Genomic DNA, 21998 nt, shown 5'->3' on the forward strand with positions numbered 1-21998 from the left:
AGAGTTATGCAAATTCAGATGAAAGGAATCTGTAAGTCTTTCAGTGATCATGCAGTACTGACTGATGCCGGTTTCAGCCTGGAAAGCGGAGAGGTCCACGCGCTGATGGGAGAAAACGGGGCTGGAAAATCCACTCTCATGAAGATATTGACAGGTATTTATGAGAAGGATTCCGGAACGGTTTTGATCGATGGAGAAGAAGTTGTATACAAAACTCCGAAAGAAGCGGAAAAAGCAGGAATTATCCTGATCCATCAGGAACTGAATGTACTTTTTGACCTGACAGTAGAAGAAAATCTCTTTCTTGGGAAAGAAATAACGGCCCGCGGAGGAATCTGCAATAAAAAAGAAATGCAAAAACAGGCAGAAGCGATTCTGGATAAACTGGGAGTTAAAATACCGGTGAATAAAGGGATGGCAGAGCTGGCTGTAGGGCAGCAGCAGATGATAGAGATCTGCAGGGCGCTTATGTGCGAGGCAAAAGTGATCATTATGGATGAGCCTACGGCGGCGCTCACGGCCAGTGAAACGGAAATTCTTTTTGAAGTAATAAAAAAATTGAAAAAAGAGGGAGTTTCCATCATTTATATTTCCCATCGCATGGAAGAAATATTTGAGCTGTGTGACAGGATTACGGTTTTGCGGGACGGGCAGTATGTGGGTACAAAAGAAATAAAAGATACCAGTGAAAAAGATATTGTAAAAATGATGATAGGACGTGAAATCGGGGAACGGTACCCGGAAAGAAAAAGTTCTATTGGAAAAGAGATATTAAAGGTATCGGGTCTTACAAAACACGGAATATATGAAAACGTCAGTTTTTCAGTAAAAGAAGGCGAAGTGCTGGGCGTGTCCGGCCTTATGGGGGCAGGGCGCACAGAAATCATGAGGTCCATATTTGGAAATATGCAGTATGATGAAGGCGACATCTTCATTGACGGCACAAAATGTACCATAGACAATCCGGCAGCAGCCATAAAATACGGAATCGGTTTTATTACGGAAGACAGAAAAACCGAGGGGCTTATGCTGGAAGAGAGCATAAGAAACAACATTTCCCTGACAAACCTGGCCTCTATATCGGACCGCTACCGTGTAATCAATAATAGAAAAGAAAACAATTTTGCCGAAAATGCAATCAATGAGTTGAAAATACGCTGCTTCCATCAGACTCAGGAATGCGGAAAATTAAGCGGTGGAAACCAGCAGAAGGTAGTGTTCGCCAAATGGGTATATACAAATCCCAGAATATTGATCCTTGATGAACCGACGAGAGGAGTTGATGTAGGCGCAAAGAAAGAGATTTATAACATTATCAATGATCTGGCAGCAAAAGGAGTCGCAATCATTATGGTTTCTTCCGAACTTCCGGAAATTCTGGGAATGAGTGACCGGATTATGATAATCAGGGAAGGTACGGTCCGCGGTATTCTTAATAAGGAAGAAGCGAATCAGGAAAAGATCATGACTCTTGCAACAGGAGGAACACTGTGATGAAAGAAAAGAAACAGAAATGGTTCAATTATATGGGAGATTATGGCGCACTGATTTCTCTGGTTCTTATTGTGGCGCTGATCAGTATCATAAGTCCGGAGTTTCGTACGTCCGGTAACTTTCTCTCACTTTTGAGACAGTCTTCCATCAATGGCTTTATCGCTTTTGGTATGACCTTTGTTATACTTACAGGTGCCATCGATTTATCAGTCGGTTCTGTTCTGGCGTTGTCTACCGCGCTTTGTGCGGGAATGATAACTTCAGGAGTCCCGGCAGGAGTTGCCATGCTGGCTTCCCTGCTGATCGGAGCATTTCTTGGACTCATAAGCGGTATGCTGGTGACCAAAGGAAGATTACAGCCCTTTATCGCTACGCTGATCACAATGACGTCTTACCGGGGGCTGACGATGATTTACACCAATGGAAAGCCCATATCCAGGCTTGGTGACAGCGTTCTTTTAAAATCAATTGGAAAAGGCGATGTTTTAGGAATTCCGATACCGGTTATACTATTGATACTTATGTTCCTGCTCTTCTGGTTCCTGCTTACAAAAACAACCTTTGGACGCTATATCTATGCAACCGGAAGCAACTGGAAAGCAGCCGAACTGGCTGGTGTTAACATCCGTAAAACAAAGGTTACAGCTTACGTTATATCCGGTGTAATGGCCGCATTGTCAGGACTTATTCTTTTATCCCGTCTTAATTCCGCTCAGCCTACGCTGGGTTCCGGTTATGAGCTGGATGCCATTGCGGCTGTCGCTCTCGGTGGAACCAGTATGAGCGGCGGCCGGGGAAAGATATATGGAACATTTATCGGAGTGCTCATAATAGCAGTATTAAACAACAGTCTCAACATACTTGGCGTATCTTCGTATTACCAGGATGTGATTAAGGGATTGGTGATTCTGACAGCTGTTCTGTCAGACAGAAAACGGTAATAATTAAAAGGAGGAAATATAAAATGAAAAAAATCAAAAAGGTAGCATCATTGGCAATGGTTATGGCTTTAGGAGTGAGTGCGTTAGTTGGATGCGGCGCAGGCGGCGGTGAGAAGAAAGAAGCAGGCGGCGGCCAGGCGGTTGGATTTTCTGTTTCAACCCTTAACAACCCATTTTTTGTGACATTATCAGACGGAGCAAAAGCTGCTGCCAAAGAGAAAGGTATTGAACTCACAGTCGTAGATGCAGGAGATGACAGCGCAAAGCAGATCAGCGATATCGAAGATTTAATTTCAAAAAATATCAAAGTTCTGATTGTCAATCCGGTGGATTCTGATGCGGTAGCTTCTGCTGTAGAATCAGCTACGAAAAAGGGCATTAAAGTTATAGCAGTTGACCGCGCGGTAAATGGAGCCGAAGTAGAGTGCCAGATTGCATCTGATAATGTGGCCGGTGCAAGAATGGCAGCAGAATATTTAAAAGAGCTGGTTGGCAGCGGAGCAAAAGTTGCTGAACTGGAAGGCGTTCCCGGAGCATCTGCTGCGATTGACAGAGGACAGGGCTTCCACGAAGTGGCAGACAAGGATTTAAATGTGGTTTCCAGCCAGACAGCCAATTTTAACAGAGCAGAAGGCTTATCCGTTATGGAAAACATCCTTCAGGCTGATGGTGATATAAAAGGCGTGTTTGCACACAATGATGAGATGGCATTAGGTGCTATTGAAGCGATTGCATCAGCCGGAAAAGATATCATAGTAGTTGGCTTTGACGCTACAGATGATGCCAGAAAAGCAGTAGAAGACGGCACAATGGCAGCGACAGTCGCACAGCAGCCGGAACTCATGGGAAAGACAGCTATTGAAACTGCTGCAACAATCATGGAAGGCAAAACTGTTGAGAAGTCCATACCGGTAGAAGTTACACTGGTTAAGAAATAATAATTTAAATCCAGTCAGGTTATCTGAATAAGATATCTGACTGGATTTTTTTGTATTAAAAGATTCCCAAAGAAATCAGTTTATGTAAATGGAATGCACTGTATTTATTTTAATCTATCCCGTAATCAGGCCTCCCCGGAAAATTTTGTTCTAAATCAAGGACAATATGTTTCAAACTGGTATGTTTTATGTTATGATATTCTTACTATATATCATTGTGTTTCATGAAGTGGGAGGGTTTCATCATGAGAGAACTGTCATATCTGAAATTGCTGGCCAGAGAGTATCCTACTATTAAGGCTGCTTCCAGCGAAATTATCAATCTGACCGCTATTCAGGGGCTTCCAAAGGGAACGGAGTATTTTTTCAGTGACCTGCATGGCGAATACGAAGCATTTGTACATCTTTTGAAGAGCGCTTCCGGTATTATCCGGGAGAAGATTACAGAAACATTCAGCCACATCATACCAGAGAAAGAAGAGGTAGAATTAGCCAATTTAATCTACTACCCGGAGCGGGTCATGAATCAGTTGGGAATGGACGGCCAGGCAGACGATGACTGGCAGAGGGTGACCATTTACCGCCTGGTGCAGATCTGCAAGGTGGTGTCTTCCAAGTACACCCGGTCCAAGGTGAGGAAGAAAATGCCCAAGGAATTTGCCTACATCATCGACGAGCTTCTTCATGTGGATTATAATGATGACAATAAGCGTATATACTATAGTGAAATCATCCGGTCCATCATCGACATCCGGGTTGGAGATAAGTTCATCATCGCTTTATGTGAGCTGATCCAGAATCTGACTATTGACAACCTGCACATCATCGGCGATATCTTTGACAGAGGCCCCAGGGCGGATATCATCATGAATGAGCTGCTTCAATTTCATGACGTGGACATCCAATGGGGCAACCATGACATATCCTGGATGGGCGCTGCCACGGGAAATTTAGCCTGCATCTGCAATGTGCTCCGGATCGCCATCAGCTACAACAGCTTTGATGTGCTGGAAGAGGGCTACGGCATCAATTTACGGCCCCTGTCCATGTTTGCAGCCAGGGTTTACCGGGATGACCCCTGTACCCGTTTTTCTCCAAAGATTCTCGATGAGAACATTTACGATGCCGTTGACCCCGGACTGGCTGCCAAGATGCACAAGGCCATTGCCGTCATCCAGTTCAAGGTGGAAGGACAGATCATCAAACGCCGTCCGGAATACGAGATGGATGACAGGATTCTCATGGAATCCATTGACTTTAAGAAGGGCACGGTAATGGCAGAGGGCAAGGAGTATCCCATGCTTGATATGTTCCTTCCCACAGTCGATCCGGCTGATCCTTTAAAGCTGAATCCGGAGGAGGAAGAGCTTCTTCATATCCTGCAGCTTTCCTTTAAGCACAATGAACTGCTCCATAAGCATGTCCGTTTCCTCTATTCTCACGGCGGCATGTACAAATGCTACAATTCCAACCTCCTTTACCATGGCTGCATTCCCATGAAAGAGGATGGTTCCTTTGACGAAATTCAGGTGGGCAGCAAGTCTTATTCCGGAAGGGCCCTTATGGACTATGTGGACCAGATGGTTCAAAATGCATATTTCCTGCCGGAGAGTTCCAGGGAGAAGCAGGAAGCCATTGACTTTATGTGGTACTTATGGTGCGGAGCCAAGTCTCCGGTCTTTGGAAAAGGAAAGATGACCACCTTTGAGCATTATTTCATAGAAAGCCCTGCGGCTCACAAAGAGCCCATGAATCCTTATTACAAGCTGAGCGTGAAGGAAGAATACTGCGATAAGATTCTGGAGGAATTCGGACTTCCAAAAGAAGGCTCTCACATTATTAACGGCCACGTTCCCGTTAAGATCAAGGAAGGGGAGTCTCCGGTCAAGTCAGGGGGTAAGCTGTTTATCATTGACGGAGGATTATCAAAGGCTTACCAGGCAAAGACAGGAATTGCAGGCTATACCCTGATTTACAACTCCAATCATCTGGCCCTTGCAGAGCATAAACCCTTTGATCCCAATAAGGAGAGCACCCCCCGTGTTTCCGTCGTTGAAAATATGAAAAAACGGATCATGGTGGCTGATACCGACAAGGGAGTAGAGCTGGCTGTGCATATCGAGGACTTAAAGGAGCTGGTGACAGCTTACCGGGAAGGAATTTTAAAGGAAAAGGTGGAGTAGTCTGTCACATTATGAAATTTTAAGAGTTTTTTCAGAGAAGGTTTCTTTACCGTGTCCCTGCCGGATGGTACAATGATGAAAGTTATTTACTTAATTGAAGGAGGCTCGGATGAGCAGACAGGAATTTTTACAGCGGCTGAGGGCAGCTTTGACAGGGGAAGTGTCTGGCAGCGTGGTCGAGGAAAATATCAGATATTATGATGAATATATCAGCACGGAGGTGAGGCTGGGCTCCGGTGAGGAAGAGGTAATCGCCTCCATCGGAGACCCCAGGCTCATTGCCAAGACGATCATAGAGGTGGGAGGAAATGCCGGCAGCAGTGCGGATAAGGAATCTTATTACGATTCTTATTCCGGACAGAGCGAGAACGTTTATGAGGAGCCTGACAGCTCCCGCCACCGCGGTGTCCATTATATTGACTTGAACAAATGGTATTGGAAGGTGCTGGGAGTGGCGGTGTTTATCCTCTTCTTCTTTCTGGTCGCCAGCATTGTGACCGGAATTTTCAGCCTTTTGATGCCGCTCATGGGACCCATATTCCTGGTGCTGCTCATCTTTTGGTTCATACGGGGAATGAAACGGTAAATATTACAAAATTGTAAAGGCAGTTATGGCAGAAAAAAGCCATAACTGCCTTTTTTCTGTGCCTGAAATTTCCTTTTGAAACACGGTAAATACGCGGTGAACGCAGTAAATCAGCCATTTTGAGAGAAAAACATGTGGAACTTTCTTGACAAAGCCAAGGAAAGAGTGTATACTCTGAAATGTAATACTTATGTAACATTTGAAATAAATGTTTACAGATTTGACAGAGAAACGTAAAAATAGGAGATTTTTATAATGATAAATAAAGTGTGGAAGGCCATGGGAGTCCTGGGGATTTGCACATGTCTGACTCTGGGAATTCCGGCGGAGACAAGGGCTGCGGAAATTGCAGTGGAAACCAGTACAACCCTTTACGCCAGAATCGATTCTTCAGCGTCTGTCAGGGACATACCTCTTGCAGGGGGACAGGTTTTGACTCAGGTGACGGAAGGCCAGTCTTATGAAGTGGCAGAGACTTCAAAAGATGGCTGGTTAAAGATCAGAACTTCTCAGGGAGAAGGATACATACAAAGCAGCAGTGCAACCCTTATTGAAAAGACCCAGGAAAAGGTGGACCAGTCAGTGAAGCAGCGCAGGGAGATCGTGGATTACGCCCTTCAGTTTGTGGGAGGCCGCTACGTATACGGCGGTGTGAATCCCAAAACAGGAGTGGACTGTTCCGGATTCACCAGATACGTGCTGAAATCTGCAGGCATCAGCTTAAGCCACAGCTCCAGAGCCCAGTCAGGAGAGGGTCGGACCGTAAGCTATGAGCAGGCCCGTCCGGGAGATCTGGTATTTTATGGAAGAAACGGTTCCATCAATCATGTGGCCCTTTACATGGGAGAAGGCCGGGTCGTTCACGCTTCCACAGAAAAGACAGGAATTATCGTAACCAACGTCATGTACCGCAAGCCGGTGAAATTTGTCAGCGTTTTAAATTGATTCGTGGCGATTGGTGTGATTTTAAATAATACTTGACGAAAAGATAAAATAAATGTATAATAACTGTAATGATTTTAACATTTACGTAATATTTCAGAAAGCGAAAATAGGAGTAAATTCCCGATGATAAACAATACATGGAAGACATTAGGTCTTATGGCTTTTTGCGGAGTAATGGTACTTGCAGCCCCTTCTGATGTGAGAGCAGATGAAATATCAGGTCCGGGTCTTGGTTATGGGAACTACATGGTGACAGTTGATGCAGACAGTGTTACGGTCAGTAAGGATGAAGAAGGTCAGGAAGCTTTGATGACCGCCTCCAAGGGAACTTCCTTTGAAGTTGTGGAGGATATGGGTGACGGATTCATAAAGGTTAAAGTGAGTGATACATATGGCTACATTCCGGTAGAGGGCAATGCAACAGTTTCTTCCACCGACGAAGCCACCTTAGCTGCCTTAGACGTAAAGACTCAGGAAGATGCAGCAGCCGATTTCAGACAGAGTATTGTTAATTATGCTTTACAGTTTGTAGGCGGACGTTATGCCGCCGGGGGAAATGACCCTAATACAGGAGCGGATTGTTCTGGATTTGTCAGATACGTGATGCTTCACGGAGCCGGAATCAGTTTAAACCGTTCTTCCTCAGGACAGGCTACCCAGGGAAGAGCGATCGGCGCAGACCAGATGCGTCCCGGCGATTTGATTTTTTACGGAAGCGCAAGGTCCATCAATCACGTGGCAATGTACATCGGCAACGGCCAGGTGGTACATGCTTCCACCTACAGCACAGGAATTAAAACTTCACCCTGGAACTACAGGGGACCTGTAAAAATTGTCAATGTAATTGGCGATTAATGAATTAGCGGACAACCGGATTTTGAAAAAGGATATAAGCCCCCCGGCATGGGATTGCCGGGGGGCTTTTGAGTAATTGTGTGGAAGTATCATAAGAAGTGTAGTATAATTTTTGAAAGAATAGGGCTTATACCAGGGGATTTTACTCAGATATATGAAATGGGCATTCATCTCTGCAGCTTGTGAGGAGGTAAACAATATGGCATTATCATATAAAAGGGCAACACTGGATGATTTAGAGATGTTAACAGAAACGAGAATAGAGGTTTTAAGAGCTGCCAATAACCTGGATGGCTCTGTTGACATGACAGAAGTAAAAAAACAATCTTATGATTATTATAAAAAGGCATTGTCCGATGAAACCCATATCGCTTATCTGGTCTTTGATGAAAATGTATTTGCCGGAGCCGGAGGCATCAGTTTCTTCCGCGTGATGCCTACCTTCCATAATCCAACCGGCACTAAGGCGTATATCATGAATATGTATACACAGCCTGATTACAGAAGAAAGGGTATTGCTTATAAAATATTAGATTTTCTTGTTTCGGAAGCAAAAGAGAAAGGTATTTCTGCCATATCTCTTGAAGCAACGAGGATGGGACGTCCACTATACGAAAAGTATGGATTTATAAAAATGAATGATGAGATGGAACTGCCGGGGTGACCGGGGCATTTTTGATCATGAAGACCTGACAAATATCAATGTCAGGTTTTTTATTTTCCCCGGTTCACTAATAAAGGTGAAAAATAAAAACTGGAGGTTAAAGGCAAAAACAGATAGAATCCTCATATAGAACAATTCATGAACGGTTCAATGGGGAAAGGAGAAGGAATATGAATGGTGAAATTGCACTGATGGTCATGAGCCACGGCCTTTTTGCAAAGGCGGCTATGGAGAGCCTGGAGTTGGTTATTGGAAAGCAGAATAACTACGATACAATGGCGATTCAGCTTGTGGACAACGTGGAGGCTTTAAAGGCAGAGCTTTTTGAAAAGGTGGACAGGCTGGACACAGAAAACGGGCTGGTCGTGTTTGCGGATATTGTGGGAGGAACGCCCATGAATCTGGCAGGCAATCTGTTAAGCCGGGAAAATGTGATTCTCTGCTCCGGTTTTAATCTGCCGGTACTCCTGGAATTTTCATTAAACAGGGGAAGGGACTTCTCAGAAATAAGAGGAGTGATCGAAAATGCTTACAGCAATGGAATGTCACTGTTTACCAACGGCAAGTTAAAGGAGGAAGAGGAAGATGATCTGCTTTTGTAGAATTGATGACCGTCTGATCCATGGACAGGTGGTAACAACATGGGTGAATAAGTATCAGGTAGAACAGATTATTGTTGTAAATGACAAGGTTGCAGGAGATGCCATACAGAAAAACATCCTGACCATGGCGGCTCCTCAGGGAATCAAGGTACACGCCTTTGGGGTGAAGCAGTTTGCGGACATCACAAAGACCAACCCCATCAAGAGAAGAACCATGCTTCTGTTTACAAACAGCATGGACGTAAATGAGCTGGTAAAGGACGGCGTGGAAATTAAGGAGCTGAACATCGGAGGCATGCGCTATCAGGAGGGAAGGGAACAGCTCACCAAAACTCTTTCCGTGACCCCTGAGGAGCGGGCGGCATTTAAGGAAATGCTGGCAGCCGGAATGAAGATCGAGATTCAGATGGTGCCCAATGATGAAAAAATTAATTTAGAGGGGGTAATCTAATATGGGAGCAGCATTAGCCGTTGCTGTATGGGCTGGATTGTGCAGCATTGACGATATGGCAACACAAATGATAAGAAGACCGCTCTTGATCGCCACCGTGGTGGGCCTGATCATGGGAGACTTGACCACAGGGCTTATGATCGGCGCAACCCTGGAGGTCATGTGGATGGGAATTGGAAATGTAGGAGCTTATTCTGCTCCTGATATGATAACCGGAACAGCCATCGGAACCGCTCTTGGAATTTCCTCAGGCGGAGTGGCAACGGCAGTGGCTCTGGCAGTGCCCACCTCTTTGCTGGCCCAGCAGCTTTTGGTCCTGTACAGGTCCGGTATCATCGCTTTAAACCCAATTGCAAAGCGCATGGCGGCTGAGGGTGATTTCGACAAATTATTCCGCATTAATTATCTTCCTATGGTGATCGTATTCCTGATTCGTGCGGTTCCTACATTTTTAGCCATCTCTTTGGGAGCGGCAGTCATAGACCAGGTGGTTAATGCCCTGCCGGCGGTAGTGGTAAACGGATTAAATGCCGCAGGAAAGATCATTCCTGCAGTGGGAATCGGTCTGCTGATGCAGATGATGATTAAGAAAGCAGAGCTTTGGGCATTTTTGATCTGCGGGTTCGCGTTTGCTGTTTACATGGATTTATCCGTACTGGCAATCACTTTGATTTCTCTGCCAATGGCAATCCTTTATGATATGGCCGCTCAGGCTAAGGAGGTATCTAAGTCAGCAGCGGTAGCGGCTCCAGGGCCAGATAATACGGAAGAAGGGGGATATGATTTATAATGGAAGATAATAAGATCAAAAAATCCGATTTGAACAAAATGCTTTTTAATATGCAGTTTTTAAACCTGACCAATAACTTTGAATCCATGCAGGCAATCGGCTTTCTCACAAGCTTTGCGCCCATTTTAAAACGCCTTTACCACAACAAACCCAAGGAGGAGCGGGTAGAGGCCATGAACAGGCACTTGAAGTTCTTCAACAGCCATGTAAATTCTGATGCCCTGATTTTAGGCGTGACTGCGGCGGTGGAGGAAAGCACCACAGAGGAAGAAAAGGATACGGTAGTCGCTATTAAGACAGGCCTTATGGGACCTCTGGCAGGAATCGGAGACAGTGTGCTGAAATTTACCTGGCTTCCCATCTGCGGCAGCATCGGTGCGGCTCTGGCATTAAACGGCAGCGTGATCGGGCCGATTCTGATGTTCCTGTTATACAATGTTGTGAATGTGGCTACGAAATATTATGGAATCCATTGGGGATATCAAAAGGGCTTTGAGATGGTCACAGGCTCAGGAACCAATGTGCTGCAGCGAATGGCAAACATCGCCAATGTGGTGGGCCTTATGGTAATCGGAGCGCTGATCGCCTCGGTCATCAAGGTGAAGTTTGTTATGGAGCTGGGAGCCGGAGAAAATGTTATCCAGCTTCAGGAAATGTTTGATAAGATCATGCCGGGATTGTTCAGCCTGCTGGTCACCATCGTTGTTTACCGTATTTTAAAGAGAACAGGCGGAAAACATGCGGCCATGCTGATTATGTCCATTATGGTGATTTCCATCCTGCTTTACGGATTGTCAATTATCGGTTAATACATATGCGGGCAGCAGTATGGGAAAGATGAGGGGAGCAAAATGCAGCGGAACATACCGATTTCAGGGATGAATAACTTCCGTGATATGGGAGGCTATCCTACCTATGACGGAAAAACGGTAAAGTGGGGAAAGCTATACCGTTCAGATCATATTTTTAATGCGGATGAGCAGGGGCTGGAACAGTTGAAAAGTCTGGGCATCCATACTATAATTGATTACAGAAGCAAAAATGAGATTGAAAAGTACCCCAATCCTCAGTTTGACGACAGAATAAAGACGTATCAGCTTGACCCGGACGCCCATGCGGCGGAGCTGGCAGCCCAGTTTTCTTCCAGCAAGGACAAGGAAGATGAAAACCTTGTGAAAAAGGTGACAGAGCAGAAGGAAAAGGGCCTGCTTACAGGCCGGGATGGAATTGTGCTGGAGCAGTACCGGAATTTCATTCACAAAGAACAATCAAAGAAGGCATTTGGGACCATGCTTCACGTGGTTGCCCAGCCTGGGGCCGCAGCCGTTGTCCAGCATTGCAGGGGAGGCAAGGACAGGACCGGATTTGGAACCATGCTTCTTCTGGGACTCCTGGGGGTGGAGCGGGAGGCCCTTCTGGAGGATTACATGCTCACCGGCAAAAACCGGACGGAGAGAAATGCCGAAAAGATGGAGATTTACAAAACCTACACCTCGGATCAGATGGTGCTGGACTACCTTTATTCTTTTATTGATACGAAGCAGGATTTTATTGAAGCTTCCATGCAGGAGATCGAACAGGTTTATGGCGGCATTGCAGAGTACGCAAAAGAAGAGCTGGGTGTGACAGAGGAAGAGATTCAGAGCTTAAAGGACCTCTATCTGGAATAACCGGAGGGCAGCGGAGAAAGGAGAGGATGTTTTATGAAGGATAAGATATCGGATATATTTTTAGTTCTGTCAAATCCCAGACATAAGATCATCTTTCTCCTTTTGCTCCGTTCCGGGGTGACGGTATCCAGCAAGGAGCTGGCAGAGGAACTCTCCGTCACGCCCAGGACCATCAAAAGTGATATTAAGAGCATGCGGTACGATCTGTCCCAGTTTGGAATACAGATCGCATCAAAGAGCTCCCAGGGGTATCGGCTGGTGCTGCGGGATCAGGTGCAGAGCCGCCAGATGAAGGAGTATTTCCAGATTTATCAGCCAAATACGGTCAATGATGAGCAGAAAATCAGGGTTCATTACATCATACGCCGCCTGCTTTCTTCCAAAGAGCCGGTAAAAGCGGAGCAGTTCCAAAGAGAGCTGTTTTTAAATGAAAGCAATTCCATGCACAAGGAGTTCTCGGAGGTAAAGGAATTTTTCCGGATGTATCATATTGAAATATTGGCAAGGCCTCACTACGGCATTTCCATACAGGGAGAGCTGTTTTATAAAATCTGCTGCATGGTGAGGATGTACCGCTATTTTTATAAAAACAGCCCTACAGACCTTTGGGCTCCTGCGTTCAACGAATTGTTTTACTGCGATGAAACGGAAAAGGCGAATTTGAGAAAAGTGCTTCATAAGACGCTAGCCAGTTCCCACATTGTTTTTTCCGATATTTATTCGGAACGGTTTTTGATGTACTTGATCTTTTTCAGGAACTATCTGTTAAGTGAAGAGAGGGCGGACATTGTATTTCCCCAGTTGTGCTTTGACTATGAAATCACCAATGAATTCACCATGGTGGAAGAGCTGGTTCAAAAGCTGAGAAATTTATATTCGGGATTTGATTTTGATGAGGGTGTGATAAAGTATCTGACTCTGATTGCCATTATGAGCACGGATTTGTACCGGTTTAGGGACTGTACAGAGGAGAGGTACGGCGGATTGATAAAAATAGCGGAGGATTTGAGGAACTTTGTGCTGACAGAGCTGTCCTCTTATTTTTGTGTGAATCTGTTTGACGATTACACCTGTTTTAAGGACTTATTAAAAATCATGATTCCCATCAGCTTAAAGCAGGTATTGAAGCTGTCCGATGATGTGGACCTGGGATTTCATGATTTGGGAGTCATGAAACGAAAGCCGGTGCTCCATCACGGAGTCAAGCGCCTGCGGGAAGCCTTTCAGGAAAAGTATGGCTATCAGTTTTCCAAGCGGGAGCAGTATTTGATCTTTACCACCATACTGGGACTGTTCAACCGCATGGTCCTGCCTCATCAGAAGCTGAAGCTGGCTCTCATTGCCATCGACGGAAGGCTGTCCACGCAGCAGCTCAAATTTAATTTACAGCATTATTTCAGTGACTTCATTGAAAAAATTGAGACAAAGATGCTGTACGAGCTGGAAAGCATGGATTCTCTGGATTACGATTATTACCTGTGTATGGAATATGGAAGGAATATGAACATCGAATATTCTCCCATTTATTATGCCTCCGAGGACCTGGCGGAAAAGGAGTATATGGATTCTTTAAACCATGTGTTTTTAAGCTCTTACAGGCATCAGGACATCCTTCCGCCCATCCGATATTTTAAGATCGATGAGAAATTCCGGTTTGAACCTTTTCCCGTGGAGGAATTTGAAAATTCAGAGTATGAAGATATCATTATGGGGAGAAATCATGATATCCGCCTGTTTTTAAATTTAAATTCCGCTAAGGAACAGTTTTGCATCTTTTATTTTGAAGATGAAGCGGATGTATCGCTGTACGGGGAGAGGTATTTCCTTGCTGTGGACATGCAGATCAATGATAACGGCCAGAAACTGAAGATGATGATTCATGTTCTGGACCGGATATTTGAGAATCCGGCTCTTTTAAGGGAGCAGTGTGAAAACCGGGAAACACTGTACCGCGCTTTTCTGGCGGGAGATAATATCAGTAATTGACAAAAGATGTGAGGACCGTGCCTGTTTTGGAAAAAAAGAAACAGCCGTGATAGGGGAGATATCAGGCTGTCTCTAAGGGGAGTATAAAAATTAATAAGGATGAGGAACTTGCATTCCTCATCCTTATTATAGTATGAACCTGGAAAAAATGCAAAGTTATTTTTTACAAATCCTGACATGAAATTCTTTTTATTAAAAACGCAAAAAAAAGTATAATTTTTTTTAACTTTGCCATACTACTTCATGTAACAAGAAAATCCTACAGGAGGTATTTAAGATGTCCAAGAACAATTACAATGATATGGATAATTCTTCCAAGAGTTCTCACAGCTCAAGCCAGAATAACAACCAGAATAACAACCAAAACAATAACCAGAACAGCAGCCGCAATTCCAGCCGTGACAGCAGCCGCGATAGCAGCCGTAACTCCAGCCGTGACAGCAGCCGCAACAACAACCAGAACAAATCCAACTAAATAGCAGACCGGAAAAACAATGAAAAAGGCGTGGGAAAGAGACAATGAGCTCTTTTCTGCGCTTTTCCCATTCCTGGAAATGGAGAATATATTATTAGTAGAAAGGACAGGTGGATAATATGTTCAGAACCATACCCATTTGGGAAATCGATTATTATATAGAAAATAACAAAGATGCCATGATCATTGATCTGCGCCGGGAAGAATCCTACCGAAAGAGCCATATTAAGGGGGCGGTGAATCTGCCTTATGAATACAGGGACAGTTGGATGGGCGATCTGCCTATGAACCAATTGCTGATATTTTACTGCTCCAGAGGAGGGCAGAGCATGTCCGTATGCAGGGAGCTGGAGCCTTATGGATTCTATCTGGTCAATATAGCCAATGGAATCGAGTATTACAGGGGAAAATATATGGTTCGGGGATAGGTAAATTCATTGACAGAAACACCTTCATGGTCTTAAAATATAGCTTATACACATGACTGACTGCAGAAGGAGAAAAACCTATGAAATATATGATTGCTTCCGATATCCATGGTTCTGCCTATTATTGCAGGGAGCTGCTGCATGCATATGAAGGTTCCGGAGCCTCCAGGCTTGTTCTGCTGGGAGACCTCCTTTACCATGGTCCGAGAAATGATCTTCCCAGGGATTATGCGCCCAAGGAAGTGATCGCCATGCTCAATGGCCTGAAGGACCAGATTTACAGCGTGCGGGGAAACTGCGATACAGAAGTGGATCAGATGGTGCTGGAATTTCCCATTCTGGGAGATTACGCCCTTCTGGCCGTAGACGGCCTGACCATTTATGCGACCCATGGCCATATTTACAATCAGGACCATTTACCCCCCATTCAGAAGGGGGATATTCTGCTTCACGGCCATACCCATATTCTGACGGCAGAACGTGACCAGGGAATTACTGTTTTAAATCCGGGATCTGTGTCCATCCCTAAGGGAGGCAATCCGCCTACCTATGGAATCTTGGAGGACCAGGTGTTCCGGATTCTGGATTTTGACGGGAATGTGATAAAAGAAATCAACTTAGGAGAATAAAGTGAAAAAAACATTTGAGCTCATTGCGCCCTGCCATTTCGGCATGGAAGCGGTATTGAAACGGGAAATTACGGATTTAGGATATGACATCACCACGGTGGAGGACGGAAGGGTCACCTTTTTAGGCGATGACGAAGCCATCTGCCGTGCCAATGTATTCCTGCGGACAGCAGAACGGGTGCTTTTGAAGGTGGGAAGCTTTCATGCGGAAACCTTTGAAGAGCTGTTTCAGGGAACCAAATCCATTGCCTGGGAGGATTACATCCCCCAGGATGGAAAGTTCTGGGTGGCAAAAGCTTCTTCCATTAAAAGCAAGCTGTTCAGCCCTTCGGATATCCAGTCCATCATGAAAAAGGCCATGGTGGAGCGGCTGAAAAAGTCCTACGGGGTGGAGTGGTTTCCGGAGAGCGGAAGCAGCTATCCTCTCCGGGTGTTCCTTCATAAAGATGAGGTGACTGTCGGCATCGATACGACAGGCGACTCCCTTCACAAGAGGGGTTACCGCACCATGACCAGCAAGGCTCCTATTACAGAGACCCTTGCAGCAGCTCTCATTATGCTGACTCCCTGGAACAAGGATAGGATTTTGGTGGACCCCTTCTGCGGAAGCGGCACCTTTGTCATTGAAGCGGCTATGATGGCTTCCAACCGGGCGCCGGGCATGAACCGTTCCTTTTTATCCGAAGAGTGGAAAAACCTGATTCCGAGAAAATGCTGGTATGAGACCATGGATGAGGCCAATGACCTTGTGGACGACAGCGTCAAGGTGGATATTCAGGGCTATGACATTGACGGGGATATTATAAAAGCGGCCAGAACCAATGCGGAGCAGGCGGGAGTGGACCACATGATTCATTTCCAGGAAAGGCCCTTAAGCGTGCTGAGCCACCCGAAAAAATACGGCTTTATCATCACCAACCCTCCTTACGGAGAGCGTCTGGAGGAAAAGAAGAATCTGCCGGAGCTGTACCAGATGATCGGAGAGCGGTATAAGGCTCTCGATTCCTGGTCCCTGTATATGATCACTGCTTATGAGGAAGCAGAAAAATATATAGGAAAGAAAGCGGATAAAAACCGTAAAATATATAATGGAATGATGAAGACCTATTTTTATCAGTTCATGGGGCCGAAGCCGCCAAGGCATCATAATCCTGCCGGTGAAGGAAAGAAAAACACCGACTGATATCCGCCCTTTGAACCAAAGGAGATGTCGTTGAAGATTAGAAAATGGTTTGCCCTCCTGCTCCTGGCAGCCTCTTGCTTTGGAGCAGGCTTCTGGTACTGGAAAGAAGATGTGGAGCCCCTTAATAGGGAGCTTCCTGCTTTTTATGACGGGAGGCAGGAAGGCCGCGTCCCGACTGTGAAAAATCAGGGTTCTTTTGGCACCTGCTGGGCATTTGCCTCCCTTCAGGCTCTGGAGGCCAGCCTTCTTCCTGAGGAGGCTCACGATTTTTCAGAGGACCATATGTCCTTAAACAATGGATTTTTTATCCCACAGGAGGCTGGCGGGGAGTATACCATGTCCATGGCTTATCTGCTGTCCTGGAAAGGGCCGGTAGCCGAGGAAAAGGACCCTTACGGGGACGGTATTTCTCCTCAGGGACTGAAGGCGGAAAAGCATGTGAAGGAAATCTGGATTCTGCCGGAAAAGGATTACGAAAAGATCAAGAGAGCCGTCCTCTCATACGGAGGGGTTCAAAGCTCGCTCTACACCTCCATGGTTGATGAGGAAAGCAGGTCTGCCTTTTATAATGAAGAAAACTTTTCTTACTGTTATATGGGCGCCATGCCTCCCAATCACGATTCCGTAATCATTGGCTGGGATGACGCCTATCCAAAAGAAAATTTCAGCGTCCAGGTTCCGGAAGACGGCGCATTTATCTGCATAAACAGTTGGGGAAACGGGTTTGGAGATCAGGGCTTTTATTACGTTTCCTATTATGATTCCAACATCGGAGTGAATAATCTTGTTTATACGGATACAGGGGATGCCGATGATTCCGCCCATATCTACCAGACAGACCTTCGGGGCTGGGTGGGGCAGTTGGGATATGGGGAGGAAACGGTCTGGTTTTCCAATGTATATGAGGCAGCAGGAGAGGAACGGCTTGAAGCGGCAGGTTTTTACGCGACAGGGCCTGAAACCTCCTATGAGGTGTATGTGGTGCGCCATGCGGGTGCTGAGGAGGAGATCACAGCCGGCAGGGCATTTGAAGAAAAGATATTGGCAGCTCAGGGAAGCTTTGAATACGGGGGATTTTATACGGTTCCCTTTTCCGGGAAGGTCCGAAAGGGGCTGAAGCTTTCTAAAGGGGAGCGTTTTGCCGTGATTGTGAAAATCACCACACCGGGGGCCGTTCATCCTGCGGCCATTGAATACGATTCCGGGGACGGGCGTACGGTTGTGGACATTTCTGACGGGGAGGGTTATATCAGCCCCGACGGAATGGCCTGGGAACGGGCTGAAAAAGGAAAAAACTGCAATCTCTGCTTAAAGGCATATACAAAGGACCGGTAGAGAGTGCTTAGAAACGAAAGGAGAGGCAAATGAGGGGAGATAAAATCGTATTTGCCACAGGAAACAAAGGAAAGATGGGGGAGATTCGGGAGATTTTAAAGGATCTGGGGTTGGAAATCCTGTCCATGAAGGAGTCTGGAGCTGATCCTGAGATCGTGGAAAACGGAGATACATTTGGGGAAAACGCTGAGATCAAGGCCAGGGCAGTGTGGAAAGAGACCGGCGGAATCGTTCTTGCAGATGATTCCGGGCTGGTGGTGGACTGCTTAAACGGAGAGCCGGGCATTTATTCAGCCAGATACATGGGAGAGGATACCTCCTATGATATCAAAAACCGGAATCTGCTGGATCGGGCCGCAGGTGTAAGCGGCAGCGACAGAAGCGCCCGGTTTATCTGTAATATTGCAGCAGTCCTGCCTGACGGGCAGGTGATTCATACGGAGGCAGCCATGGAAGGCATTTTGGCGGACCAGCCTGCCGGAAATGGAGGATTCGGCTATGACCCCATCCTTTACCTTCCGGAGTTTGGAAAGACCAGCGCAGAGCTCACCATGGAAGAGAAGAACAGGATCAGCCACCGGGGTAAGGCCCTGGAGGAGATGAAGAAAAAGCTTATGGAAATGAACTGGGAGGGAAAGAGATGAAAATATTGATCGTCAGTGATACACACAGAAGGGATGAAAACTTACAAAAGGTCATGGAGGAGCAGAAGCCCCTTGATATGCTGATCCACCTGGGAGATTCCGAGGGCAGTGAAGGAAAGATTGCGGAGTGGGCAGGAAAGGGCTGCGAACTGCATTTCGTTCTGGGAAACAATGATTTCTTCTCCGAATTAGACCGGGAGAAAGAGGTGCAGATTGGAAAATACCGGGCACTTTTGACCCACGGCCATTATTACAATGTATCCCTTGGAACGGAACGGCTGGAGCAGGAGGCTGAGGAGCGAAACTTCGATATCGTCATGTACGGCCACACCCACAGGCCCCTTTACGAGGTACATAACGGAGTCACCATCTTAAATCCGGGAAGCTTATCCTATCCCAGGCAGGAGGGGAGAAAACCTTCCTATATGATTATGGAGTTAGATGAGCAGGGAGAGGCACATTATACTTTGAATTTTCTGGGGAAATAAGAGAGTCAGGAATAGATGTAAAATGAGGACGAAGGCAGGGAATGCCTTTGTCCTCATTTTGCATGTATAGCAGGAAATTCTTTTGCCCTCGCCATCCATATGAAACAGTTTATTTCCAGCCCTCCGGCAGATAAGAAAGAGTGGCATCGATCATATCATCAGCCAGTTTTATGATTTCCTCTTTGGAAGCCCGGCCCTTTACCAGAGGATCATTGAAAAAGACTTCATATACCAGGTTCCGGTCATAAGTGAGGGCTGCTTTTAAGATCAGCTCGTGATTTCTTGTATGAGGCAGAATCAGTTCCAGAACATTTTCCGGGATAGCTCCGGCAGCCACCGGTTTGATGCTGTCCCTGCTGAACACGGCATTGGTTTCCACAATCGCCTTTGGGGGCAGGTTTGGAATCTGCAAAAAGGTGTTTGGGATGTTGACGTTGCTCACAGTCCTCTCTAAGCCGCATAAGGATTTGATTAAGAGGATTCCTTCTTCTCCTGAGGGCTTTTGTTCCATTTCTATTTCCCCGCTTACCAGCTTTCTGCTCTTTTCCAGGCGGTTTTGTAAATCGTTCTTTCTCCATTTCACAGTTGTCAGGCTGAACTTCCAGCCCTTTACAGTCTCACGGTCCTTTAAATATTCCCCGCCCGGCATGAATTCGGCCAGATGGCGGTCCCCTGCCGCGGCAATCAGGCCGTAACGGCGGAATAAGTCAAATTTCAGCCTGTGGGCGCATTCAAAGGTGCTGTTTGCCCAGTTTTTGTCCGGCTCGTTGTAGCCTTCTTCGTAGTGAGCATTTACATAATCACGGTAGACGGGGAATAAATCGATTCCCTTATAGGAAGCCTGATCAAACCAGGTGAAATGGTTGATTCCCAGAACATTGACATGGATGTGGCTGCGGTCCACGCGTTCCAGGCCAAGGCTTTCCTCGCAGATTCCCTTTAACACCTTCTGGGTGCCGAACACCTCATGGCAGCAGCCAAAGGCCCTGATCTCAGGAAATACGTGGTAAAGGGTCTTGACGCATAAGGACATGGGATTGGTGTAGTTGATGACCCAGGCTTTCGGCGCGTACTGCTTGATGGCCTCTCCAATGGTCACAAACATGGGGATGGTGCGCAGTGCCCGGATAGCACCTCCCGGACCTGAGGTGTCGCCTACGGACTGGTAGATGCCAAGCCGCTGCGGCAGATGGACGTCAGAATCCATTTCTTCAAAGGTCCCCGGAAGGATGGAGATGACTGCGAAATCGCAGCCTGTCAGGGCTTCTTCTAAGGAGCCGGAGGTGACATAATTCCACTTTCCGACAGTGTCCTCTCTTTCTGTCAGCTTATTGCCGATGGTTTCATTGCTTTTGGCGGCGGCTTCATCGATGTCATATAAGCGGATGGTTCCGCTTATGGAGCTGTCCATGGAAAGGTCGGCCATAAAGGTCCAGGCCCAGCCTCTGGAGCCTCCGCCTATGTAGGCAATGGTGATATCTGTCACTTTGTCGTTCTCATACTTCATAAGGCTTCCTCCTGGCGGGTGATCGGTTCAGTCATTTATATTGATAAGTATAATGGATTATAGTATTATAATGCTTATATAATCGGGCTTTTTTTGATAAAAATCATACTTTTGGCTTCTAATTGGGAGGTTATAATGGAAAAAACATTATTTTCGGAAAGCATGGAAGGGATTGTCATTGACCGGGTGGTCAGGGACCAGGAGTATTCCATGGCGATCAAACATTTTCATGATACGTATGAGTTGTATTTTCTTCTGGAAGGGGAGCGCTACTATTTTATAGAGAAAGAAACGTATCATGTGAAGACAGGGGATGTGGTGCTCATAAACCGCCAGCAGGTTCATAAGACCAGCCAGGCCGCAAGCAGGAGCCATGACCGGATTCTGCTCCAGTTAAGCAAAAGGGCGCTGGAGCCGTGGTTAAAAAGTGCAGGGCTTCCTTCCCTGGAAAAAGTATTTGAAGATTATTACGGCGTATCCAGGCTTTCAAAACAGGAATGGGAGGAAATGAAAGGGCTGCTATTTGGGATCGCAGAGGAGTTGAAACAGAAGAGAGAGCGTTATGAGGTGATGGTAAGGCTGAAGCTTTCCCAGATTCTTCTCATGATTTCCCGCAGCAGGAAAAGGGATGTGATGAAGGAAATGCCTCCGAGGGTGGAGAGCCTGAAGCACGGAAGGGTCCACGATGCAGCGGAATATTTAACCGTTCATTGTGAGACAGAAGAATCTTTAGAGGAGCTGGCGGAGCGCTTTTTCATCAGCAAATCGTATCTGAGCAAGATTTTCCGGGAGGTGACGGGGCTGTCTGTCAATGAGTACCGGAACTTAGCCCGGATGAGAAAGGCCCAGAAGCTCTTGAAAAACAGCCAGTATTCCATTACAGAAATATCGGGGCTTTTGGGTTTTGAAAGCGTCACCTATTTTGAGCGCGTATTTAAAAAGCACTGCGCGGTCACTCCTTTGAAATACAGGAAGGAAAAATAGAATACTGATAAAATATATAAAAAAAGAATAAAATTTTTGGATAATATATATAAAAGAATAAAAGCTTTTTCGTTTAAATTTACGGTGGACATCCATTCACATACTGGTATACTAATGTATGTAATATATTAGTTGGTCACATATCTTGAAACCATAAGACATGGCAAAAAAGAAAGGAATGGAAGAAGATGGCAGAGCATAGAGCAGTCCGTATGGGAAT

23 protein-coding genes are annotated in these 21998 nt (G+C 46.0%); 22 read left to right on the forward strand and 1 reads right to left on the reverse strand.

The features are described 5' to 3' along the window. The first annotated feature begins 6 nt into the window (after positions 1-6). The 21 genes from QM657_RS16950 (at position 7) to QM657_RS17050 (ending at position 19287) form a co-directional block, all read left to right on the forward strand. Positions 7-1494 carry a sugar ABC transporter ATP-binding protein gene (locus QM657_RS16950; protein ID WP_415067877.1) on the forward strand — a complete coding sequence of 496 codons (1488 nt, stop codon included), beginning with the start codon at positions 7-9 and terminating at the stop codon, positions 1492-1494. Further along, positions 1494-2435 carry an ABC transporter permease gene (locus QM657_RS16955; RefSeq protein WP_415067878.1) on the forward strand — a complete coding sequence of 314 codons (942 nt, stop codon included), beginning with the start codon at positions 1494-1496 and terminating at the stop codon, positions 2433-2435. Before QM657_RS16950 ends, QM657_RS16955 begins: the two co-directional genes overlap by 1 nt. A gap of 23 nt (positions 2436-2458) precedes the next feature. Then, positions 2459-3373: a D-ribose ABC transporter substrate-binding protein gene (locus QM657_RS16960; RefSeq protein WP_415067879.1), complete on the forward strand. Its 915-nt coding sequence runs from the start codon at positions 2459-2461 to the stop codon at positions 3371-3373. A gap of 245 nt (positions 3374-3618) precedes the next feature. Next, positions 3619-5556, forward strand: coding sequence for a fructose-1,6-bisphosphatase (locus QM657_RS16965; RefSeq protein ID WP_415067880.1), 1938 nt, complete (start codon positions 3619-3621; stop codon positions 5554-5556). Between the two features lie 109 nt (positions 5557-5665). Continuing rightward, positions 5666-6142: a DUF1700 domain-containing protein gene (locus QM657_RS16970; protein WP_415067881.1), complete on the forward strand. Its 477-nt coding sequence runs from the start codon at positions 5666-5668 to the stop codon at positions 6140-6142. Positions 6143-6397: 255 nt separating this feature from the next. Beyond that, positions 6398-7087 carry a C40 family peptidase gene (locus tag QM657_RS16975; protein WP_415067882.1) on the forward strand — a complete coding sequence of 230 codons (690 nt, stop codon included), beginning with the start codon at positions 6398-6400 and terminating at the stop codon, positions 7085-7087. A gap of 123 nt (positions 7088-7210) precedes the next feature. Continuing rightward, on the forward strand, positions 7211-7942 hold the full coding sequence (locus tag QM657_RS16980) for a C40 family peptidase (protein WP_415067883.1): 732 nt from the start codon (positions 7211-7213) through the stop codon (positions 7940-7942). 199 nt (positions 7943-8141) lie between these two features. Further along, positions 8142-8606, forward strand: coding sequence for a GNAT family N-acetyltransferase (locus QM657_RS16985; RefSeq protein WP_415067884.1), 465 nt, complete (start codon positions 8142-8144; stop codon positions 8604-8606). Positions 8607-8776: 170 nt separating this feature from the next. Continuing rightward, complete coding sequence (locus QM657_RS16990; protein WP_415067885.1) at positions 8777-9208, forward strand: PTS sugar transporter subunit IIA; 432 nt, start codon at positions 8777-8779, stop codon at positions 9206-9208. Beyond that, positions 9192-9659, forward strand: a complete 468-nt coding sequence (locus tag QM657_RS16995) for a PTS system mannose/fructose/N-acetylgalactosamine-transporter subunit IIB (protein WP_415067886.1) — start codon at positions 9192-9194, stop codon at positions 9657-9659. Before QM657_RS16990 ends, QM657_RS16995 begins: the two co-directional genes overlap by 17 nt. A 1-nt stretch (position 9660) precedes the next feature. Beyond that, the gene (locus QM657_RS17000; RefSeq protein ID WP_415067887.1) at positions 9661-10449 is read left to right on the forward strand and encodes a PTS mannose/fructose/sorbose/N-acetylgalactosamine transporter subunit IIC; all 789 of its coding nucleotides are present in this window, start codon (positions 9661-9663) and stop codon (positions 10447-10449) included. After that, complete coding sequence (locus QM657_RS17005) at positions 10449-11258, forward strand: PTS system mannose/fructose/sorbose family transporter subunit IID (RefSeq protein ID WP_415067888.1); 810 nt, start codon at positions 10449-10451, stop codon at positions 11256-11258. The genes QM657_RS17000 and QM657_RS17005 overlap by 1 nt, the downstream gene beginning before the upstream one ends. A gap of 42 nt (positions 11259-11300) precedes the next feature. Continuing rightward, on the forward strand, positions 11301-12119 hold the full coding sequence (locus QM657_RS17010; RefSeq protein WP_415067889.1) for a tyrosine-protein phosphatase: 819 nt from the start codon (positions 11301-11303) through the stop codon (positions 12117-12119). Positions 12120-12152: 33 nt separating this feature from the next. Then, positions 12153-14105, forward strand: a complete 1953-nt coding sequence (locus QM657_RS17015) for a BglG family transcription antiterminator (protein ID WP_415067890.1) — start codon at positions 12153-12155, stop codon at positions 14103-14105. 277 nt (positions 14106-14382) lie between these two features. After that, complete coding sequence (locus QM657_RS17020) at positions 14383-14580, forward strand: hypothetical protein (RefSeq protein ID WP_415067891.1); 198 nt, start codon at positions 14383-14385, stop codon at positions 14578-14580. A gap of 119 nt (positions 14581-14699) precedes the next feature. Further along, the gene (locus QM657_RS17025) at positions 14700-15008 is read left to right on the forward strand and encodes a rhodanese-like domain-containing protein (protein ID WP_415067892.1); all 309 of its coding nucleotides are present in this window, start codon (positions 14700-14702) and stop codon (positions 15006-15008) included. A gap of 80 nt (positions 15009-15088) precedes the next feature. Then, positions 15089-15637 (forward strand): phosphodiesterase, encoded by a 549-nt coding sequence (gene yfcE, locus QM657_RS17030; RefSeq protein WP_415067893.1) that lies wholly within the window; start codon positions 15089-15091, stop codon positions 15635-15637. 1 nt (position 15638) lies between these two features. Further along, positions 15639-16820, forward strand: a complete 1182-nt coding sequence (locus QM657_RS17035) for a THUMP domain-containing class I SAM-dependent RNA methyltransferase (protein ID WP_415067894.1) — start codon at positions 15639-15641, stop codon at positions 16818-16820. A 24-nt stretch (positions 16821-16844) separates the two neighbouring features. Continuing rightward, positions 16845-18155 carry a lectin like domain-containing protein gene (locus tag QM657_RS17040; RefSeq protein ID WP_415067895.1) on the forward strand — a complete coding sequence of 437 codons (1311 nt, stop codon included), beginning with the start codon at positions 16845-16847 and terminating at the stop codon, positions 18153-18155. A gap of 29 nt (positions 18156-18184) precedes the next feature. Further along, entirely contained in the window at positions 18185-18799 is a 615-nt protein-coding gene (locus tag QM657_RS17045) for an XTP/dITP diphosphatase (RefSeq protein ID WP_415067896.1), read from the forward strand. Beyond that, a complete protein-coding gene (locus tag QM657_RS17050) occupies positions 18796-19287 on the forward strand; it encodes a metallophosphoesterase (protein WP_415067897.1) in 492 nt (163 codons plus the stop codon). Before QM657_RS17045 ends, QM657_RS17050 begins: the two co-directional genes overlap by 4 nt. Positions 19288-19396: 109 nt before the next feature. Here QM657_RS17050 and QM657_RS17055 read toward each other — a convergent pair whose 3' ends face one another. Then, a complete protein-coding gene (locus QM657_RS17055; protein ID WP_415067898.1) occupies positions 19397-20794 on the reverse strand; it encodes an alpha-glucosidase/alpha-galactosidase in 1398 nt (465 codons plus the stop codon). Between the two features lie 135 nt (positions 20795-20929). On the opposite strand from QM657_RS17055, the gene QM657_RS17060 reads away from it, so the two are divergent. Next, positions 20930-21778 (forward strand): AraC family transcriptional regulator, encoded by an 849-nt coding sequence (locus tag QM657_RS17060; RefSeq protein WP_415067899.1) that lies wholly within the window; start codon positions 20930-20932, stop codon positions 21776-21778. The last annotated feature ends 220 nt before the right edge of the window (positions 21779-21998 follow it).

This window comes from Lacrimispora sp. (genome assembly GCF_047605665.1).
Classification (GTDB): domain Bacteria; phylum Bacillota; class Clostridia; order Lachnospirales; family Lachnospiraceae; genus Lacrimispora.

What these genes read in the sequence shown, in the direction of transcription:
- QM657_RS16950 (WP_415067877.1), top strand. Translation starts at nt 7, where the DNA reads ATGCAAATTCAGATGAAAGGAATCTGTAAGTCTTTCAGTGATCATGCA.
- QM657_RS16955 (WP_415067878.1), top strand. Translation starts at nt 1,494, where the DNA reads ATGAAAGAAAAGAAACAGAAATGGTTCAATTATATGGGAGATTATGGC.
- QM657_RS16960 (WP_415067879.1), top strand. Translation starts at nt 2,459, where the DNA reads ATGAAAAAAATCAAAAAGGTAGCATCATTGGCAATGGTTATGGCTTTA.
- QM657_RS16965 (WP_415067880.1), top strand. Translation starts at nt 3,619, where the DNA reads ATGAGAGAACTGTCATATCTGAAATTGCTGGCCAGAGAGTATCCTACT.
- QM657_RS16970 (WP_415067881.1), top strand. Translation starts at nt 5,666, where the DNA reads ATGAGCAGACAGGAATTTTTACAGCGGCTGAGGGCAGCTTTGACAGGG.
- QM657_RS16975 (WP_415067882.1), top strand. Translation starts at nt 6,398, where the DNA reads ATGATAAATAAAGTGTGGAAGGCCATGGGAGTCCTGGGGATTTGCACA.
- QM657_RS16980 (WP_415067883.1), top strand. Translation starts at nt 7,211, where the DNA reads ATGATAAACAATACATGGAAGACATTAGGTCTTATGGCTTTTTGCGGA.
- QM657_RS16985 (WP_415067884.1), top strand. Translation starts at nt 8,142, where the DNA reads ATGGCATTATCATATAAAAGGGCAACACTGGATGATTTAGAGATGTTA.
- QM657_RS16990 (WP_415067885.1), top strand. Translation starts at nt 8,777, where the DNA reads ATGAATGGTGAAATTGCACTGATGGTCATGAGCCACGGCCTTTTTGCA.
- QM657_RS16995 (WP_415067886.1), top strand. Translation starts at nt 9,192, where the DNA reads ATGATCTGCTTTTGTAGAATTGATGACCGTCTGATCCATGGACAGGTG.
- QM657_RS17000 (WP_415067887.1), top strand. Translation starts at nt 9,661, where the DNA reads ATGGGAGCAGCATTAGCCGTTGCTGTATGGGCTGGATTGTGCAGCATT.
- QM657_RS17005 (WP_415067888.1), top strand. Translation starts at nt 10,449, where the DNA reads ATGGAAGATAATAAGATCAAAAAATCCGATTTGAACAAAATGCTTTTT.
- QM657_RS17010 (WP_415067889.1), top strand. Translation starts at nt 11,301, where the DNA reads ATGCAGCGGAACATACCGATTTCAGGGATGAATAACTTCCGTGATATG.
- QM657_RS17015 (WP_415067890.1), top strand. Translation starts at nt 12,153, where the DNA reads ATGAAGGATAAGATATCGGATATATTTTTAGTTCTGTCAAATCCCAGA.
- QM657_RS17020 (WP_415067891.1), top strand. Translation starts at nt 14,383, where the DNA reads ATGTCCAAGAACAATTACAATGATATGGATAATTCTTCCAAGAGTTCT.
- QM657_RS17025 (WP_415067892.1), top strand. Translation starts at nt 14,700, where the DNA reads ATGTTCAGAACCATACCCATTTGGGAAATCGATTATTATATAGAAAAT.
- yfcE (WP_415067893.1), top strand. Translation starts at nt 15,089, where the DNA reads ATGAAATATATGATTGCTTCCGATATCCATGGTTCTGCCTATTATTGC.
- QM657_RS17040 (WP_415067895.1), top strand. Translation starts at nt 16,845, where the DNA reads ATGTCGTTGAAGATTAGAAAATGGTTTGCCCTCCTGCTCCTGGCAGCC.
- QM657_RS17045 (WP_415067896.1), top strand. Translation starts at nt 18,185, where the DNA reads ATGAGGGGAGATAAAATCGTATTTGCCACAGGAAACAAAGGAAAGATG.
- QM657_RS17050 (WP_415067897.1), top strand. Translation starts at nt 18,796, where the DNA reads ATGAAAATATTGATCGTCAGTGATACACACAGAAGGGATGAAAACTTA.
- QM657_RS17055 (WP_415067898.1), bottom strand. Translation starts at nt 20,794, where the DNA reads ATGAAGTATGAGAACGACAAAGTGACAGATATCACCATTGCCTACATA.
- QM657_RS17060 (WP_415067899.1), top strand. Translation starts at nt 20,930, where the DNA reads ATGGAAAAAACATTATTTTCGGAAAGCATGGAAGGGATTGTCATTGAC.